Raw genomic sequence first — 15,113 nt, forward strand, 5'->3', positions numbered from 1 at the left:
CGCGTGTCAGGCGCGGGGGCGGCGGGCGGTGGTGCGCTTCGGCTTCGGCGGCTCGGTGAGCGGGTTTCCGGTGGCCATGCGCGCGTAGTCGACGATCAGCTCGACCGCTTCGGCGTACCCGATCGTGGGGTGCCTGGCGACGATCCGGTAGCCGTACGCGTCTTCCAGCGCCACCAGGTTCCGCGCGATCACGGTCGCGCCGCTGGCAGGCGTGAACACACCCCGGGCCACGCCGGACTCGAGGATGCCCTGGTACATCGAGACCTGCCGGTCGAACAGCGTCGTCAGCAGCGCCGCGTACACCCGGCTGCGGCCGGCGGCGCCGCCCAACTCGCAGAGCAGCCGGACGTCCGCGTCGTCGGAGCCGGTCGGCAGACCGGACCGGATCGTGACCAGCAGCCGCTCGACCGGGTCGTCCAGCGCCTCGATCGCCTTCACCCGCAGTTCGTAGAACCGCTCCATGCCCGCGTGGTGGGCGTCGATCAGCAGTTCCTGGATGTCCGGGTAGTGGTACAGCACCGCACCGGACGTCAGGCCGGCCTCCTCGGCGATCTGGTTGAGGAGGACACCCTCGGCGCCGTGCCGCACCATCGCGCGGCGGGCCGCCTCGATCAGGTCGATGCGACGTTCCGAGCGAGGCTTGCGTCCAGGCATCAATTACCTCGCGTTGGTCGGCGGTTGAAATCCTCAACAGGATACTTCCCGCTGGTTGACGTCGCTGGTTGCGTTGCATTTGAATTCAAGTTCAGTAGCTGGCACCCAGGGAGGGTCCGATGACCGAGCGACCGCTGACCGTGCTGTTCATGCCGGAGAGTGCGTACGGTCCGACGAACAACTGCATCGGCATCGGGCACGTGCTGGCGCAGCGTGGTCATCGGGTGGTCTTCGCCGCCGAGGCGTCCTGGAAGGGCAAGCTCACCGCGCTCGGTTTCGAGGAGGACCTCGTCGACCTGGCGCCGCCGCCCCCGGCCGACGCTCCGGAGCAGGACGCCGGCCAGTTCTGGAAGGACTACATCGCCGCGTCGGCACCGGAGTTCCGGAAGAGCACGTTCGACCAGCTCGAGACCGTTACGGCGCCGATCTGGAAAGAACTGGTCGACGGCGCGAAGTACTGCGAGCCCCAGCTCCGCGCGATCATCGAGCGCACCCGGCCGGACGTCATCGTCGAGGACAACGTGCTGGCGTTCCCCGCACTCACCACCGCAGGGGTGCCGTTCGTCCGGATCGTGTCCTGCAACCCGCTCGAGGTGAAGGGCGCCGACGTCGCTCCGGTGTTCTCCGGGTACGCGGCCGACGACCGCTCGCAGTGGGACGCGTTCCGCACCGAGTACGACCGCACGCACCGCCCGCTGTGGGAGGAGTTCAACGCCTGGGTCGTCGAGCAGGGCGCCGAGCCGCTGCCCGACCTCGAGTTCATCGGCGAGGGCGCGCTCAACCTGTACGTCTACCCGGAGGTCGCCGACTACACCGACGCGCGGCCGCTCGGCCCGACCTGGCACCGGCTGGACTCCTCGGTGCGGGAGACCGACTCCGCGTTCGAGCTTCCGGCGGAGATCGCTTCGGGTGAGGGCAAGCTGATCTACTTCAGCCTCGGTTCGCTCGGTTCGGCGGACGCCGACCTGATGCGCCGGATCATCGCCGCGCTCGCTCGCACCCCGCACCGCTACATCGTGTCGAAGGGCCCCCTGCACGAGGAAATCGAGCTGGCGTCGAACATGTGGGGCGCGGAGTTCCTGCCGCAGACGTCGATCCTGCCGCTGGTCGACCTGGTGATCACCCACGGTGGCAACAACACGACGACCGAGGCGCTGCACTTCGGCAAGCCGATGATCGTCCTGCCGCTGTTCTGGGACCAGTACGACAACGCCCAGCGGGTGCACGAACTCGGGCTCGGCGGCCGGCTGAGCACGTACACGTTCACCGACGAGGAGCTGTACGGCGCGCTCGACCGCTTACTGACCGACGCCGCGCTGGCCGACCGGCTGGCGGCGGCGAGCGCCGAGATCAAGGCCAGGGACGGGCTGCGCCGCGCCGCCGACCTGATCGAGTCGGTCGTCGAGGGCAAGTGAGTACGGACTTTTTTGCGGGCATCACGCCCGGATCCGATGTCGACGCGGCGCTCGCCGACGCCGAGCCCAAGGTCTTCTGGACCGACCGGCCCGACGCCCCGGCGCCGCGCGACCCGGTCACCGGCACCAGCGCGGACCTCGTCGTCGTCGGTGGTGGGTTCACCGGCCTCTGGACCGCGATCCTCGCCAAACAGCAGGACCCGTCGACCGACGTCGTCCTCCTCGAGTCGCAGCACGTCGGTTACGGCGCGAGCGGCCGGAACGGCGGGTTCGTCTCGGACTCGCTGACCCACGGCCTCGCGCACGGGTCGTCCCGCTGGCCGTCCGAGGTCGAGACTCTGGTCGAGCTGGGGCGGCGCAACGTCGCCGAGATCGCGTCGACGTTGGCCGCCAACACCATCGACGCCGACCTGCGGCTGGTGGGAAAAACGACGGTGGCGGTCTCGCCGTACCAGCTGGAGTACCTCCGCGGCCTGGCCGAGCTGCACCGAGCCCAGGGCGACGAGGCGGTGCTGCTCGACGCCGCGGAGATGCGCGCGGACGTGGACTCGCCGACGTACCTGGGTGGGGTGCGGTTGCCGAGCGCGGGCGGGCTGGTCGACCCCGGGCGGTTGACGTTCGGGCTGGCGCGGCTCGCTGATTCGCTCGGCGTACGGCGGTACGACCGGTCACCGGTTTCGGGGCTCACCCCGGGCGGTGGTGAGGTGGAAGTACGGACGCCGACCGGGACGGTGCGCGCTGGTCGGGTCGCGCTGGCGACGAACGCCTACCCGGCACCGCTGAAGCGGGTGCGGCCGTTCGTGCTTCCGGTCTACGACCACGTGCTGGTCACCGAGCCGTTGTCGTCCGAGCAGTGGGACGCCCTGGGCTGGGCGGAGCGGCAGGGGCTCACCGACGCCGGCAACCGGTTCCACTACTACCGGCCCACCGCCGACGGCCGGATCCTCTGGGGCGGCTACGACGCGCTGTACCACTTCGGCGGGCGGGTGCGCGCGTCGTACGAGCAGCGAAAAGCCACCCACCGGCGCCTCGCCGCGCACTTTTTCGCGACGTTCCCGCAGCTGGAGGGCGTTCGGTTCACGCACCGCTGGGGCGGGGTGATCGACTCGACGAGCCGGTTCACGCCGGTGTTCGGCACGGCGTCGCGCGGGCGGATCGCGTACGCCGTGGGTTACACCGGGCTCGGCGTCGCGTCGGCGCGGTTCGGGGGCCAGGTGATGCTCGACCTGCTCGCCGGACGCGACACCGAGGCCACCCGGCTGGGCATGGTGCGGCGCCGCCCGGTGCCGTTCCCGCCGGAACCGCTGCGGTGGCCGGTCGTGCAGCTCACGCGCGGTGAGCTGATCCGGTCCGACGCCCGGGGCGGTCGCCGCGGTCCGTGGCTCCGCCTGCTCGACCGCTTCGGCGTCGGCTTCGACAGCTGACGCACCCGGCCTGCACGACCCGCTCGACCCGGCCTGCTCGACCCGGCCTGCCCGACCGCTCGACCCGGCCTGCTCGACCCGGCCTGCCCGACCGCTCGACCCGGCCTGCTCGACCCGGCCTGCCCGACCCGGCCTGCCCGACCCGGCCTGCCCGACGCTCGACCCGGCCTGCCCGACGCGGCCGGCCCGGCCTGCCCGACGCGGCCGACCCGGCCCGGCCGACCCGGCCGGCCCGGCGGACTCGGCCTGGTCGCCCGCGGCGGGCCTGGCCGCGAGCCGGCGCCGCTGTTACGACCTACTCAGGAGACCGCATGACGATCATCGTGAACCCCGCCACCGGAGAGCCGGCCGCGGAGCTGGACGACACCCCGGTCGAGGACGTCGCCGCAGCGGTGACCGCGGCCCGGACGGCGTTCGGCGCCTGGCGGGACACCACGCCGGCCGAGCGTGCCGGGCTGCTCCTCAAGCTCGCCGACCTGGTCGAGGCGAACGCCGACACGCTGACGAAGTTCGAGGTGGAGGACTCCGGGAAGCCGGTGCCGGTGTTCCGCGACGGCGAGCTGCCGTTCGCGGTCGACAACCTGCGCTTCTTCGCCGGCGCGGCCCGGTCGCTGGCCGGTACCGGGGCCGGCGTCCTCTCCGCGGGATACACGTCCATGCTGGTGCGGCGCCCGGTCGGCGTCGTCGGCGCGATCGCCCCGTGGAACTTCCCGCTGATCATGGCGGTCTGGAAGATCGGACCGGCACTGGCGGCGGGCAACGCGGTCGTGATCAAGCCCGCGCCCCAGACGCCGCGGTCGACGCTGCTGCTCGGCGAGCTGGTCGCGGCAGCGGGGGCACCGGAAGGGCTGGTGCGTGTGGTGCTCGGCGGCGGCGACGTCGGATCCGCGCTGGTCACCGACCCCGGCGTCGACATGGTGAGCCTCACCGGCTCCAGCGAGACCGGACGCGCGGTGATGAGCGGGGCGGTGTCCGGCCTGAAGCGGCTGCACCTGGAGCTCGGCGGCAAGGCGCCGGCGCTGGTCTTCGGCGACGCCGACCTGGAGGAGATGGCCACCGCGGTGGCGCTGGGCGCGACGTACAACACCGGGCAGGACTGCACCGCGGCCACCCGCGTGTACCTGGAGCGTTCGGTCTGGGACGCCGGCGTCGAAGCGTTGCGGGCGGCGCTGGCGCGCGTCCGGGTGGGTGACCCGGCGGGCGCCGAGACCGACATCGGCCCGATGGTGTCCGCGGCCCAGCGGGATCGGGTGCACGGGTTCGTCACGCGGGCGGTCGCCGCGGGTGCCCGGATCGCGACCGGAGGTGTGCTGCCGGAGGGCCGGGGGTTCTACTACCCGCCGACGCTGCTCGTCGACGCCGGGCAGGACAGCGAGATCGTCCAGCGCGAGGTGTTCGGACCGGTGCTCGTCGCGGTGCCCTTCGACTCCGAGGGCGAGGGCATCGCGCTCGCCAACGACACCCCGTACGGGCTGGCCTCGTCGGTGTGGTCCCGGGACGTGGCGCGTGCGCTGCGGGTCGCCCACCGGCTCGACTTCGGGACGACGTGGGTCAACGATCACCTGCCGCTGGCGTCCGAGGCTCCGCACGGCGGCATCAAGGCGAGCGGTTTCGGCACCGACATGAGCGAAGGCGCAGTCCAGGAATACACGGTCACCCGCCACGTCATGCTCAAGCACGCCGCCCCCACCCCCCGCGATTCCTTCCGCCCCGCGTAACCAAGAAAGTTGGCCACTCCTCGACGTATCACCGCGAGGTGATACGTCGAAAAGCGGTCAGATTTTTAGTGCCCGCCGGAGCTGAGCGCAGAAGGCCCGGAAGCGGACCTCGTTCTTCAAATCCGCGGCGGTGAGATGGAGCACCGTCCACCCGCAGGACACGAGCGCGTTCAACCGCGCCCGGTCGAGAACCATCTGATCCGCGTCGCCCACGTGCCACAAGCCGTCGTACTCGACCACGACCTTCGCTTCCGGCCACGCGAGGTCGACCCGGGCGACGAATGACCCGCCGGCGACCACCGTGTACTGGGGTATCGGTGGCGGGAACCCGGCGAGGACGATCTTCAGCCGCGTGCGGGTCTCCTGGGGAGATTCCGCGCGCCCGTCCGCGAGCGTGATGGCCTTCGCGGCGCGGCTGTGCGGGCGAGCGGCCACCCAGGCGTCCATGGATTCTCGCCGGGGCCGTCGATCGCGGAACAGCATGTCGAGCGCGACCACCGCCTCGATCAGGTCGGGTTCGGATGCGATCTCCCACGCCGTGCGCTGCGGCACGGTGACCGGGTACGGCTCCGTCAGGAGGTGGCCGGCGGGCAACCACCTCGTCCGGTGGACCTTGACGCCGCGAGGCCGGAAGCGGCAACCCGCCGGTGCCAGCACGTGTACGGGGTCGCCGAGGGTCCCCAGGAGCTGCCCGTCCAGGCAGGCCGCCGACCGGCCGGTGATCACAGCGCCGGCGGGGACGATCAGCGCTGCGGCCTGGCACCGGAGCGCGTAGGAGTCGGGAATCCCGCTGTCCACGTCGACGTCCGGGCATACCCGACGCCACGACTTCCCGCGCAGCTGGCGCGCGGTCACCTGGCCGCGTTCCACGGCGAGGGAGCCCCGGAACGGTTTCCGGAGCAACTCGGCGGGGCGATGGGGAGAAGGCGGCATACGTTCACGATGGCGCCACGCGCCGGTAGTTCCCGGCGCTGTCCACAGGCGGCAGTGGCGTGGGGCGAGGTCACCACCGCTCAGTTCCAGATCATCCGGTCGGATGATCCGGGCTCAGCGGGACGTGATTTGGCGCTTCCGTGAACGGTGCGCGTTGGAGGTCGGCCGTGGAGGGTCGGCAGAGGCGAGGACCGCGGGAAGTTCCCGGAGAATGCGCACGCGCTGCTCTGGGTCGGAGTCTTGTAGCGCCATCCGGGCCAGCCGCTCTCGCTCTCGACATCTGACCCAAGTGATGCCGAATCTCGCCAACGCGATGACGACCATCGCTCCGCCGGAGAGCGATGCCGTGTGTAACGCGATGTCTGTGACATCCATCGGCCCGGAGCCTTTCGTCGCTCACGGACCAGACGGGCACTGCGACTCAGCCCGACCAGTCCAATGGACAACTGATCAAGCTGAGCCCGCCAACATCGGTGCTCAGACCTTGCGCTCGGCAGTGGCGGCTGACCACCCGTCGCTCTCCCCAGAGTCACCTCAGCTCTTGTTGGCGAGCTGAAGCCCCATACGACGTCCTGCCAAGCGCCGCGAGCGAACAAACACAGGGTAAACCTTTTCGTGGCGCATGGGGGGCGGCGACGAGCCGTAAGTCCCTTCAGGGGAGCCAGGACTCGTCGTCGGTGACGTGGGCCAGGACGCCCTGGAGCAGGCGACGGAGTGTCTCTGCCGCGGCGGGTGACACCCCCTCGAAGAACTCCTCCTCCGCATCCTGCAAAACCCGGCGCAGGCGAGGAAGACGCCGCACCGCCTGGGGCGTCAGCGCCAGCCGACGCGTCCGGCCGGTTGCCCCGGGTGCCCGCACCAGGTAGCCGGCGCGCTCGAGGCCGCCGATCATCTCGTGCAGCGTCTGGCGCGAGACGTCCAACTGCCGCGCCAGCTCCGACGTCGTCAGCTCGGGCTCGAGATCGAGCTGGGCCAGCAGCCCGTACTGCCGCGTGGTGAGCCCGTACGGCCGCAGGGCGGCGTCGGAATAGCGGGTGGCGAGCGCACCGGCGTGCGCGAGCAAATACGCGAGTGGATGTCTCACAGTCAGGGATCCTGACAGTTATGTGATATGTAGGCCTACGCTTCTCGAGCTTCCGGCGCCGGAAAGCCGACCAAATCCGCACCAAGCCGTCTCGAACGGCGGCTCCCGCATGCCCAAAACACGGAGGTTCCGCATGATCCACGCGCGTGGCCTGACACGACATTTCCGGCTACGGCGAGGGCAGATCGTCGAGGCCGTCCGCGGCATCGACCTCGACGTAGCGCCAGGAGAACTCGTCGCGTTCCTCGGCCCGAACGGCGCCGGCAAGTCGACGACGCTCCGCATGCTCACCACGCTGCTCCCGCCGACCGCGGGAACGGCCACCGTCGCCGGATACGACGTCCGGACCGACCCGGCCGAAGCGCGCCGCCGGATCGGCTACATCGGACAGGGACACGGTGCCGGCGACTACTTCCGGGTACGGGACGAACTCGTCACCCAGGGGCGGCTCTACGGGCTGACCAGGACAGAAGCCGGCGAGAGGGCGGACCAGCTCCTCGCGGTCCTCGACCTCGAATCGCTCGCGAAGAGGACGGTGTCCACGCTCTCCGGTGGGCAGCGGCGGCGCCTGGACATCGCGATCGGGCTCATTCATCGTCCACCGTTGTTGTTCTTGGACGAGCCGTCGACCGGCCTGGACCCGCAGAACCGGGCGAACCTCGCCGAGGTCATCCGGCGTCTGCACGCCGAGTTCGCGACCACGATCTTCCTGACCACCCACTACCTGGAAGAAGCGGACGCGCTCGCGGACCGGGTCATCGTCATCGACGGCGGCCGAGTCATCGCGGACGACAGCCCGATGACGCTCAAGGCGGAACACGACCGAACCACCCTCGACGGCGTCTTTCTGGCGCTCACCGGAAGGAGCCTTCGGGATGAGTGAGATCTCCGCCGCGACGACGATTTTCACCAGGGAAATCGTGCCGGTTCTGCGTAACCCGTTCGGCCTGCTGTTCACGATCGCGCAGCCGCTGGTGTTCCTGCTGCTGTTCGGCCCGCTGCTCACCGACGTTCCGGGGACCGGGGACGAGTCGCCGTGGCAGTGGTTCGTGCCGGGGATCCTCGTGATGACCGGTTTGTTCGCCACCGCCGGCGCCGGATACGCGGTGCAGACCGAGCTGTCCGGCGGGTCGATGGAACGGATCCTCGTGACGCCGGTCAGCCGGGCGTCGATCCTCACCGGCAAGACGATGAAGGAGGTGTTCTCGCTGCTGGTCCAGGCGGTGATGATCGTCCTGGTGGCAATACCGTTCGGGTTCCGGTTGTACCCGTTGGAGGTGCTGGCGGGTCTGGCGCTGCTCAGCCTGACCGGGATCGGACTCGGTTCGCTGGCGATCGCACTGGCGGTCGTGATGCGCAAGCAGCAGGAAGCGTTCTGGGCCGCACACCAGTTCTTCCTGTTCCCGCTGGTGTTGCTGTCCGGGGTGTTGCTGCCGGTGGACCAGGCGCCGGGATGGCTGGAGACCGCGAGCCGGCTCAACCCCCTGACCTACCTGGTCGAGGCGGAGCGGGCGTTGTTCGCCGGTGAGTTCCTGCACTCGTCCGTACTCTGGGGCACCATCGGCGCGGGGGTCACGGCAGTGATCGGCCTCGTCGTCGGCACCCGCACGATGCGCACCGCAACCCTGTAGAGCGTGGGGGCCGGTGACCAACGCCGGCCCCCACCACCTCACATCGGGGGAGCGACGAAGAGGCCGCGGTCCACGTCGTTGAACGACTCCTTGGCCACCAGCTCGTTCATCGGGTTGGCCGTGCCCCACTGGTCGGTGACCTCGGGCTCCGAGAAGTCGTAGATGTGCGGGTGCCAGGTGTCCTCGTCGAGCAGCTCGAGCTCGGTCGTGTACTCGATCGTGTTGCCGTGCGGGTCGAAGAAGTACGAGAACGTGTTGTCCCCGGCCATGTGGCGCCCCGGGCCCCAGATCTTGCGGACGCCCGCGCGCATGAGCCGCCCGGTGCCGAACATGTACTCGTCGATGCCGCGCATCTCGAACGACGCGTGGTGCAGCGACGCGTGCGGGCCCTGCGCGATCGCCAGGCTGTGGTGCTGCGGGTTGCAGCGCATGAAGTACATGACGTCGCCGATGTGCGGGTGCGACAGCGTGTCCGACAGCGCGAACGACAGGTGCTCGGTGTACCAGTCCCGGGTCGCCGACGCGTTCGGCGAGTTCAGCACGACGTGCGAGAGCCGCACCGGGATCGCCTCGCGCTCCTCGATCTTGCGGTGCGCGCGAGCCGAGACGTCCGCGGAGATCTCGATCGTCCGGCCGTCGATGTCGAAGAACCGGAAGCCGTAGCCGCCGCCGGGGGTGTCGATCTTGCCCGGCTCGGAGATCAGCCGGGACCCCAGTGAGGCGGCCAGCGTGTCCACATCGGCCGGTGTGGCGACCCCGAACGAGACCAGGTCCAGCCGCTTCTCCTCGGCCTTCCGGATCCGCACGATGTACTGCTCCGGCGACCCTTCGGCGGCGAGGAACACCACGCCGCTGTCGTCGGCGACCCGGGTGAGCCCCCACAGGTCCTCGTAGAACGTGACCTGCTTGTCGAAGTCCGGCACCGCCAGGTCGACGTGGCGCAGGTGGGTGATCAGCCGATCAGGCATCGGTGCCTCCAAGGGATACGCACCGGGTGCGCTGCGCGCCAAGCCCGGTGATGGTTCCGTCCATGACGTCGCCGGCACGCAGAAGTCGTCCCCAGTGGGCGCCGTTGCCGGCCGGACTCCCGGTGAGCACCAGGTCGCCCGGGTTGAGCGTGGTGATCTGCGACGCGGCCGCGACGAGCGCGGCTACGCCGAAAATCATGTCCTTCGTCGACTCGTCCTGCATCGGCTCCCCGTTCAAACGAAGCGTGATGCGGACGTCGTCCGGGGCGCCGAACAGCGGCGCGGGCACCAGCCACGGGCCGGTCGGCAGGAAACCGGGCGCGTTCTTCGCCCGGAACCAGTCGGTGCCGATCTCCGGCATGTCGCGCCGGAACACCAGGTCACGAGTCGTGAGGTCGTTGACGATCGTGTAGCCGGCGACGTGGTCGAGCGCGTCGGCGCGGTCGACCCGGAACGCCGGTTTGCCGATCACCGCGGCCAGTTCGAGCTCCCAATCGTGCTGGTCGCTGTACGGCGGGAGCACGACGTCGTCGTACGGGCCGGTCACCGCGGAGGGGAGCCCCAGGAACAGGTAGGGCGTCCCGCTCTCGGCCCGGCGGTCCATCATGGCCCCGATCTCGGCCCGGTGTTCGTCGATCGGCCGGGGGTCGTCGGCGGCGCGGTGGGCGATCGCCAGGTCGATGACGTGCGTCCGGTAGTTCGCGCCGCACTGGAAGATCTGCCCCGGCTCGACCGGGGCGTGAACGGTCAGGCCTTCCAGCGGCTGCCAGGCCTGCGTCGGGTCCTCGGCCAGCGTGGTGAGCAGCGGATACGCGGTCTCCCACTGTTGGAGGACGGCTCGCACTGACGGAGCGACGAAGGACAGGTCCAAGACGCGGTCGTCCACGACCAGGGCCGGGAACGGGCGGCCGGCCGCGCTCACCGTGCCCAGCGCGAGAACCCCTGGTTGCAGGAGCGTGTCCATGGCGTTTCCCCTCGACGGATTGACCCTCACTATGCGAGCCTCGTCACGCATGAAGGAAATCGATAATCAGCATGGGGGTCATAGGTGGCATCGATGCAGGGTCGGGTCAATCTGTCAGGACTGGACCTGAATCTGCTCGTCGCCCTCAACGCGCTGATCGAAGAGCAGAACGTGACGCGAGCGGGGGAGCGCGTCGGCCTCACCCAGCCCGCGATGAGCGCCGCGCTGGCCCGGCTCCGGCGCCATTTCGGCGACGAGCTGATGGTGCGCCACGGAAACCGCTACGAGCTGACACCGCTCGGCGCCGCGCTGCGGCACCGCGCCGAGCTCGCGGTCGCCGCCGTCGAGCGGGTGTTCGGCGCGCAGCCCGACTTCGACCCGCTCACCGCGGAGCGCGAGTTCACGGTGCTGCTCAGCGACTACGCGCTGATGGTCCTCGGGCCGATCCTCGCCAACCTGCTGGAAACGCGCGCGCCGCGCGTCCGGCTGCGCCTGGAGCCGCACGGCCCGACCGCGATCGACGACGCCGAGACGACGCTGCGCGGCGTCGACCTCCTGCTGCTGCCGCACGGTTTTGTCAGCGGTTACCCGTCCCAGGACCTCTACCGCGACGGGTGGGTGTGCGTCGTGGCCGCCGACAACGACGCGATCGGCGAGGCGCTGACCGCCGAGCAGCTCCGGACGCTGCCCTGGATCACCCAGTACCACCGCCCGACCGCGGCCACCACCGCCGACCGGCAGCTCGCGCTGCTCGGCTTCGAGCACCGCGTCGACCTGGTGATCGAGAGTTTCCTGCCGCTGCCGTTCCTGCTGGCGGGCACCCGCCGGATCGCGCTGATCCAGCGGCGGCTCGCCGAGCGGCTCGCCCCGGCGGCTGGCGTCCGGGTGCTGCCCTGCCCGATCGAGGTCACCGACCTCGTCGAGGCCGCGTGGTGGCACCCGTTGCACGCGACGGACCCCGCCCATCAGTGGTTGCGCTCCCTCTTCGCGGACGCCGCGGCGACGCTGAAGTGAGTCCATCCAGCCGGTTGATCCGAGCTATGTGAAGTTCTGATTTCCGGCGGAGCAGTGGCGGCTGCTTCCATGGCGTCCAGCCGTGACGCGGGTCACCGAACCGGTCGGCTGTCTTCCTCTTCCTCGTGGCAACCCGGTCGGGTCGCCGCTGTCGCAAAGGTGCGCTGCCCATGACAACGATCTCTGCGCCGGTCGCCGCCGGGCCGCGGCAGGCCGGCCGCTTACAGGGCGTCCTGCTGCTGCTCGGCAGCTGTCTGCCGATCCTGGGCGCGGTCCTCATCGCGCCGGTGCTGCCGGACATCGAGGATCACTTCGCCGGTGTGGCCGGCGCAGAGGCGCTGGTGCCGATCGCGCTGACGATCCCGGCGCTGGCCGTGGGTCTGCTGGCGCCGTTCGCCGGACGGATCGTGGACGCCGTCGACCGCAAGCGCCTGCTGCTCGTCGCGCTGGTGGTGTACGCGATCGTGGGTACCGCGCCGCTCTGGCTCGACTCGCTGCCCGCGATCGTCGCCAGCCGCGCGCTGGTCGGCGTCACCGAGGCGGCGATCATGACCTGCTGCACCACGCTGCTCGGCGACTACTTCTCCGGTAAGGCGCGCGAGCGGTGGCTCGCGCTGCAGACCGTCTGCACCGCGATCGCCGCGACGCTGTTCTTCGTGCTCGGCGGCGCGCTGGGGTCGGCCGGGTGGCGGACACCGTTCTGGGCCTACGCGGTGAGCCTGGTGCTGCTGCCGCTGATGGCGGCGTTCATCTGGCAGCCCGCGCGGCCGGCCGACGCCGAGCGGCGCACCAAGCTCGCGCCGGTGCCGTGGAAGCTGCTGTCCGCCCCGCTGGTCGTGACGCTGTTCGGTGCCGTCGTGTTCTACGTGATCCCGGTCGAGTTCAGCTACGTCCTGGACGAGCTGGGTGTCACCGAGACTCAGACGATCGGCCTCGCCACCGCGATCACCAGCCTCGCGACCGTGGCCGGCGCGCTGACGTTCAGCCGGGTGGCCCGCCGTGGACCGGTCGTGCTGCTGCCGGTGGCGTTCGGCCTGGCGGCGGTCGGGCTCGGGATCGTGGCGGTGTCCGGCTCGATGCCGGTCGCGGTGGTCGGCGCCTCGATCTCCAGCTACGGCACCGGGCTGCTGCTACCGACGCTGGTCACCTGGGCGATGAGCGTCCTGACGTTCGAGCAGCGCGGACGCGGCACCGGGACCTGGACCGCGAGCTTCTTCATCGGGCAGTTCGTGTGTCCGCTGATCGTGCTCGCGCTGCAGGGAGGTGTCGGCGGGCTGCTGGGTGCGATCGGCGTCCTGGCTGCGGCGTCCGCGGTGGCGGCGGTGGCTTCCGTCGCGGCCGGTCGTGGTGGTCGTCTCCCGGCAGGCACTGAACACTGACGCTGTTCGCTCTCGTCGCCGCCCGGGTACGCCCGGGCGGCGACTTTGAATTGCGTTGTCATCGTCACCTTTGCGCCATATAGCGAATCCCGCATATGTTGGATGACATGCACGATCATCGGGGGCACGACCACGGCCACGGCCATTCCCATGCGATCGGCCCCAACGCCGACCGCCGCTGGCTGATCGCCGCGCTCGCGCTGATCCTGGCGTTCATGGCCGGTGAGGTCGTCGTCGGCCTGGTCGCCGACTCGCTGGCGCTGCTCTCCGACGCCGCCCACATGCTCACCGACGCGGCCGCGATCGTTCTCGCACTGATCGCGATGCGGCTCGCCGCCCGCCCGGCGAAGGGCAACTTCACCTACGGCCTGCGCCGGGTGGAGATCCTGTCCGCGCAGCTCAACGGCGTGACGCTGGTGGTGCTAGCGGTAGTCTTCGCGATCGAAGCCGTGCACCGGTTCCGGCACCCGCCGGACGTCGAGGGCGGCCTGGTGCTGGTGACCGCGGTGATCGGCATCGGCGTCAACGCGCTCGCCACCTGGTTGCTATCTCGCGCCGACCGGCGTTCGCTCAACGTCGAAGGGGCGTTCCAGCACCTGCTGAACGACCTGTTCGCGTTCATCGCGACCGCGGTCGCGGGTGCGATCGTGCTGCTGACCGGCTGGGCCCGCGCCGATGCCGTGGCGACGATGCTGGTCGCGCTGTCGATGGCCTACGCCGGCTGGGGCCTGGTGCGGGACTCGTGGTGGGTGTTCCTCGAGGCCGCACCTCGTGGGCTCGACGTCGCGGCCATCGATGGTGACCTACACGCGGTGGAGGGCGTCGTCGACGTCCACGACCTGCACGTCTGGGAAGTGACGTCCGGGTTCCCGAACCTGTCCGCCCACCTGTTGCTCGCGCCGGACCAGAATTGTCACGCCCGGCGCGAGGAGATCGCGGCGCTGCTGGCCGACCGGTACGGCATCCAGCACACCACGCTGCAGGTGGACCACTACCGCGAGCCGCTGATCGACCCGGAGGAACTGCGGTCGGGCGGCCGCGTCACACCGCACTAGGGCTTGCGGGCGACCCCGCCGTACTCGATCCACTCCAGGCTGGTCTGCTTCGGCCCGGCGAACGCCGGATCGGGGCGCCATGTCGAGATCTCAACCAGCCCGGGCTCGATCACGTCGAGGTCGCCGAAGAGCGTCGCGATCTCGGCCGGCTTCCGCACCCGGCCCCAGTTGCCGCCGGTGCTCGTCAGCATGAACTCGGTGAGGTGCTCGCGCACCGCGTCGTCGTCGCTGGCCAGGTGCGAGATGACCAGGTAGCTGCCGGAGGGCAGCCGGTCGAAGACGCGCGCCACCAGCGCGGCGGGGTCGTCGCCGTCGGGGATGCAGTGCAGCACCGAGACGAACAGCGCGGCCACCGGCTGGTCGAAGTCGATCAGCTTCGTGAGCTCGGGCTGCGCGAGGATGGCCGCGGTGTCCCGCATGTCGGCCTGGATCACGGCCGTGTTGCCGTTCTCGGCCAGCAGCGCGCGGCCGTGCGCGAGCACGATCGGATCGTTGTCGATGTACACGACCCGTGCGCCGGGGTCGACGCCCTGCGCGATCTGGTGCACGTTGTCCTGCGTCGGGAGCCCGGATCCGTGGTCGATGAACTGCCGGATGCCGTGCTCGGCGGCGAGCGTCCGGACCGCGCGCTGTAAGAAGCGGCGGTTGTTGATCGCCAGGGCCTTGGTGCCGGGCGCGGCGGCGTCGAGTTGCCGCACCGCCTCCCGGTCGACGCCGAAGTTGTCCTTGCCGCCGAGGTAGTAGTCGTACATCCGAGCCACGCTCGGAACGCTGGTGTCGACCGGGTCGGCCATGCTGGTCTCTCCTGGTGGGAAGGGCACCGCGGGGCGGTGCGTCACCCGGTGCAGCGCCCTGACCGGTGGACGACCGCAGT

Annotated in this window: 14 protein-coding genes; 8 read left to right on the forward strand and 6 right to left on the reverse strand. The window is 70.4% G+C overall.

Going from position 1 to position 15,113, the window contains the following annotated elements:
* Positions 1-6: 6 nt before the first annotated feature.
* On the reverse strand, positions 7-654 hold the full coding sequence (locus BUB75_RS00240; protein WP_073250125.1) for a TetR/AcrR family transcriptional regulator: 648 nt from the start codon (positions 652-654) through the stop codon (positions 7-9).
* Positions 655-773: 119 nt separating this feature from the next.
* Here BUB75_RS00240 and BUB75_RS00245 point away from each other — a divergent pair, with 119 nt between their 5' ends.
* The 3 genes from BUB75_RS00245 to BUB75_RS00255 all read left to right on the forward strand — a co-directional run bounded on the left by BUB75_RS00245 (position 774) and on the right by BUB75_RS00255 (position 5,211).
* Positions 774-2,069, forward strand: a complete 1,296-nt coding sequence (locus BUB75_RS00245; RefSeq protein ID WP_073250128.1) for a glycosyltransferase — start codon at positions 774-776, stop codon at positions 2,067-2,069.
* The gene (locus tag BUB75_RS00250; RefSeq protein ID WP_218617196.1) at positions 2,066-3,493 is read left to right on the forward strand and encodes an NAD(P)/FAD-dependent oxidoreductase; all 1,428 of its coding nucleotides are present in this window, start codon (positions 2,066-2,068) and stop codon (positions 3,491-3,493) included. Before BUB75_RS00245 ends, BUB75_RS00250 begins: the two co-directional genes overlap by 4 nt.
* Before the next feature lie 311 nt (positions 3,494-3,804).
* Positions 3,805-5,211, forward strand: a complete 1,407-nt coding sequence (locus BUB75_RS00255; RefSeq protein WP_073250132.1) for an aminobutyraldehyde dehydrogenase — start codon at positions 3,805-3,807, stop codon at positions 5,209-5,211.
* Positions 5,212-5,268: 57 nt separating this feature from the next.
* Here the strand turns inward: BUB75_RS00255 and BUB75_RS00260 are convergent, their stop codons facing one another.
* Complete coding sequence (locus BUB75_RS00260; protein WP_073250135.1) at positions 5,269-6,144, reverse strand: endonuclease domain-containing protein; 876 nt, start codon at positions 6,142-6,144, stop codon at positions 5,269-5,271.
* A gap of 652 nt (positions 6,145-6,796) precedes the next feature.
* The gene (locus BUB75_RS00265) at positions 6,797-7,228 is read right to left on the reverse strand and encodes a MarR family winged helix-turn-helix transcriptional regulator (RefSeq protein ID WP_218617197.1); all 432 of its coding nucleotides are present in this window, start codon (positions 7,226-7,228) and stop codon (positions 6,797-6,799) included.
* Positions 7,229-7,361: 133 nt separating this feature from the next.
* Here BUB75_RS00265 and BUB75_RS00270 point away from each other — a divergent pair, with 133 nt between their 5' ends.
* Entirely contained in the window at positions 7,362-8,111 is a 750-nt protein-coding gene (locus BUB75_RS00270) for an ABC transporter ATP-binding protein (protein WP_073250141.1), read from the forward strand.
* Positions 8,104-8,859: an ABC transporter permease gene (locus tag BUB75_RS00275; RefSeq protein ID WP_073250144.1), complete on the forward strand. Its 756-nt coding sequence runs from the start codon at positions 8,104-8,106 to the stop codon at positions 8,857-8,859. Before BUB75_RS00270 ends, BUB75_RS00275 begins: the two co-directional genes overlap by 8 nt.
* A gap of 38 nt (positions 8,860-8,897) precedes the next feature.
* Here the strand turns inward: BUB75_RS00275 and BUB75_RS00280 are convergent, their stop codons facing one another.
* Positions 8,898-9,827 carry a VOC family protein gene (locus BUB75_RS00280; protein WP_073250147.1) on the reverse strand — a complete coding sequence of 310 codons (930 nt, stop codon included), beginning with the start codon at positions 9,825-9,827 and terminating at the stop codon, positions 8,898-8,900.
* Positions 9,820-10,791: a fumarylacetoacetate hydrolase family protein gene (locus tag BUB75_RS00285; RefSeq protein WP_073250150.1), complete on the reverse strand. Its 972-nt coding sequence runs from the start codon at positions 10,789-10,791 to the stop codon at positions 9,820-9,822. The genes BUB75_RS00280 and BUB75_RS00285 overlap by 8 nt, the downstream gene beginning before the upstream one ends.
* A gap of 93 nt (positions 10,792-10,884) precedes the next feature.
* Here BUB75_RS00285 and BUB75_RS00290 point away from each other — a divergent pair, with 93 nt between their 5' ends.
* From BUB75_RS00290 to BUB75_RS00300, 3 genes are all read left to right on the forward strand, one after another.
* Complete coding sequence (locus BUB75_RS00290; RefSeq protein WP_073250153.1) at positions 10,885-11,805, forward strand: LysR family transcriptional regulator; 921 nt, start codon at positions 10,885-10,887, stop codon at positions 11,803-11,805.
* 170 nt (positions 11,806-11,975) lie between these two features.
* Positions 11,976-13,184 (forward strand): MFS transporter, encoded by a 1,209-nt coding sequence (locus BUB75_RS00295; protein WP_073250156.1) that lies wholly within the window; start codon positions 11,976-11,978, stop codon positions 13,182-13,184.
* 107 nt (positions 13,185-13,291) lie between these two features.
* Positions 13,292-14,239, forward strand: coding sequence for a cation diffusion facilitator family transporter (locus BUB75_RS00300; protein ID WP_073250158.1), 948 nt, complete (start codon positions 13,292-13,294; stop codon positions 14,237-14,239).
* Here BUB75_RS00300 and BUB75_RS00305 read toward each other — a convergent pair.
* A complete protein-coding gene (locus BUB75_RS00305) occupies positions 14,236-15,033 on the reverse strand; it encodes an SAM-dependent methyltransferase (RefSeq protein ID WP_073250161.1) in 798 nt (265 codons plus the stop codon). The two genes, BUB75_RS00300 and BUB75_RS00305, sit on opposite strands and share 4 nt — an antisense overlap.
* Positions 15,034-15,113 lie beyond the last annotated feature (80 nt).

The sequence above is a fragment of the Cryptosporangium aurantiacum genome, assembly GCF_900143005.1.
Taxonomy (GTDB): Bacteria; Actinomycetota; Actinomycetes; order Mycobacteriales; family Cryptosporangiaceae; genus Cryptosporangium; species Cryptosporangium aurantiacum.

Bases quoted from the DNA above. Each gene is read 5' to 3' on its own strand.
- BUB75_RS00240 (WP_073250125.1), bottom strand. From the start codon at position 654: ATGCCTGGACGCAAGCCTCGCTCGGAACGTCGCATCGACCTGATCGAG.
- BUB75_RS00245 (WP_073250128.1), top strand. From the start codon at position 774: ATGACCGAGCGACCGCTGACCGTGCTGTTCATGCCGGAGAGTGCGTAC.
- BUB75_RS00255 (WP_073250132.1), top strand. From the start codon at position 3,805: ATGACGATCATCGTGAACCCCGCCACCGGAGAGCCGGCCGCGGAGCTG.
- BUB75_RS00260 (WP_073250135.1), bottom strand. From the start codon at position 6,144: ATGCCGCCTTCTCCCCATCGCCCCGCCGAGTTGCTCCGGAAACCGTTC.
- BUB75_RS00270 (WP_073250141.1), top strand. From the start codon at position 7,362: ATGATCCACGCGCGTGGCCTGACACGACATTTCCGGCTACGGCGAGGG.
- BUB75_RS00275 (WP_073250144.1), top strand. From the start codon at position 8,104: ATGAGTGAGATCTCCGCCGCGACGACGATTTTCACCAGGGAAATCGTG.
- BUB75_RS00280 (WP_073250147.1), bottom strand. From the start codon at position 9,827: ATGCCTGATCGGCTGATCACCCACCTGCGCCACGTCGACCTGGCGGTG.
- BUB75_RS00285 (WP_073250150.1), bottom strand. From the start codon at position 10,791: ATGGACACGCTCCTGCAACCAGGGGTTCTCGCGCTGGGCACGGTGAGC.
- BUB75_RS00290 (WP_073250153.1), top strand. From the start codon at position 10,885: ATGCAGGGTCGGGTCAATCTGTCAGGACTGGACCTGAATCTGCTCGTC.
- BUB75_RS00295 (WP_073250156.1), top strand. From the start codon at position 11,976: ATGACAACGATCTCTGCGCCGGTCGCCGCCGGGCCGCGGCAGGCCGGC.
- BUB75_RS00300 (WP_073250158.1), top strand. From the start codon at position 13,292: ATGCACGATCATCGGGGGCACGACCACGGCCACGGCCATTCCCATGCG.
- BUB75_RS00305 (WP_073250161.1), bottom strand. From the start codon at position 15,033: ATGGCCGACCCGGTCGACACCAGCGTTCCGAGCGTGGCTCGGATGTAC.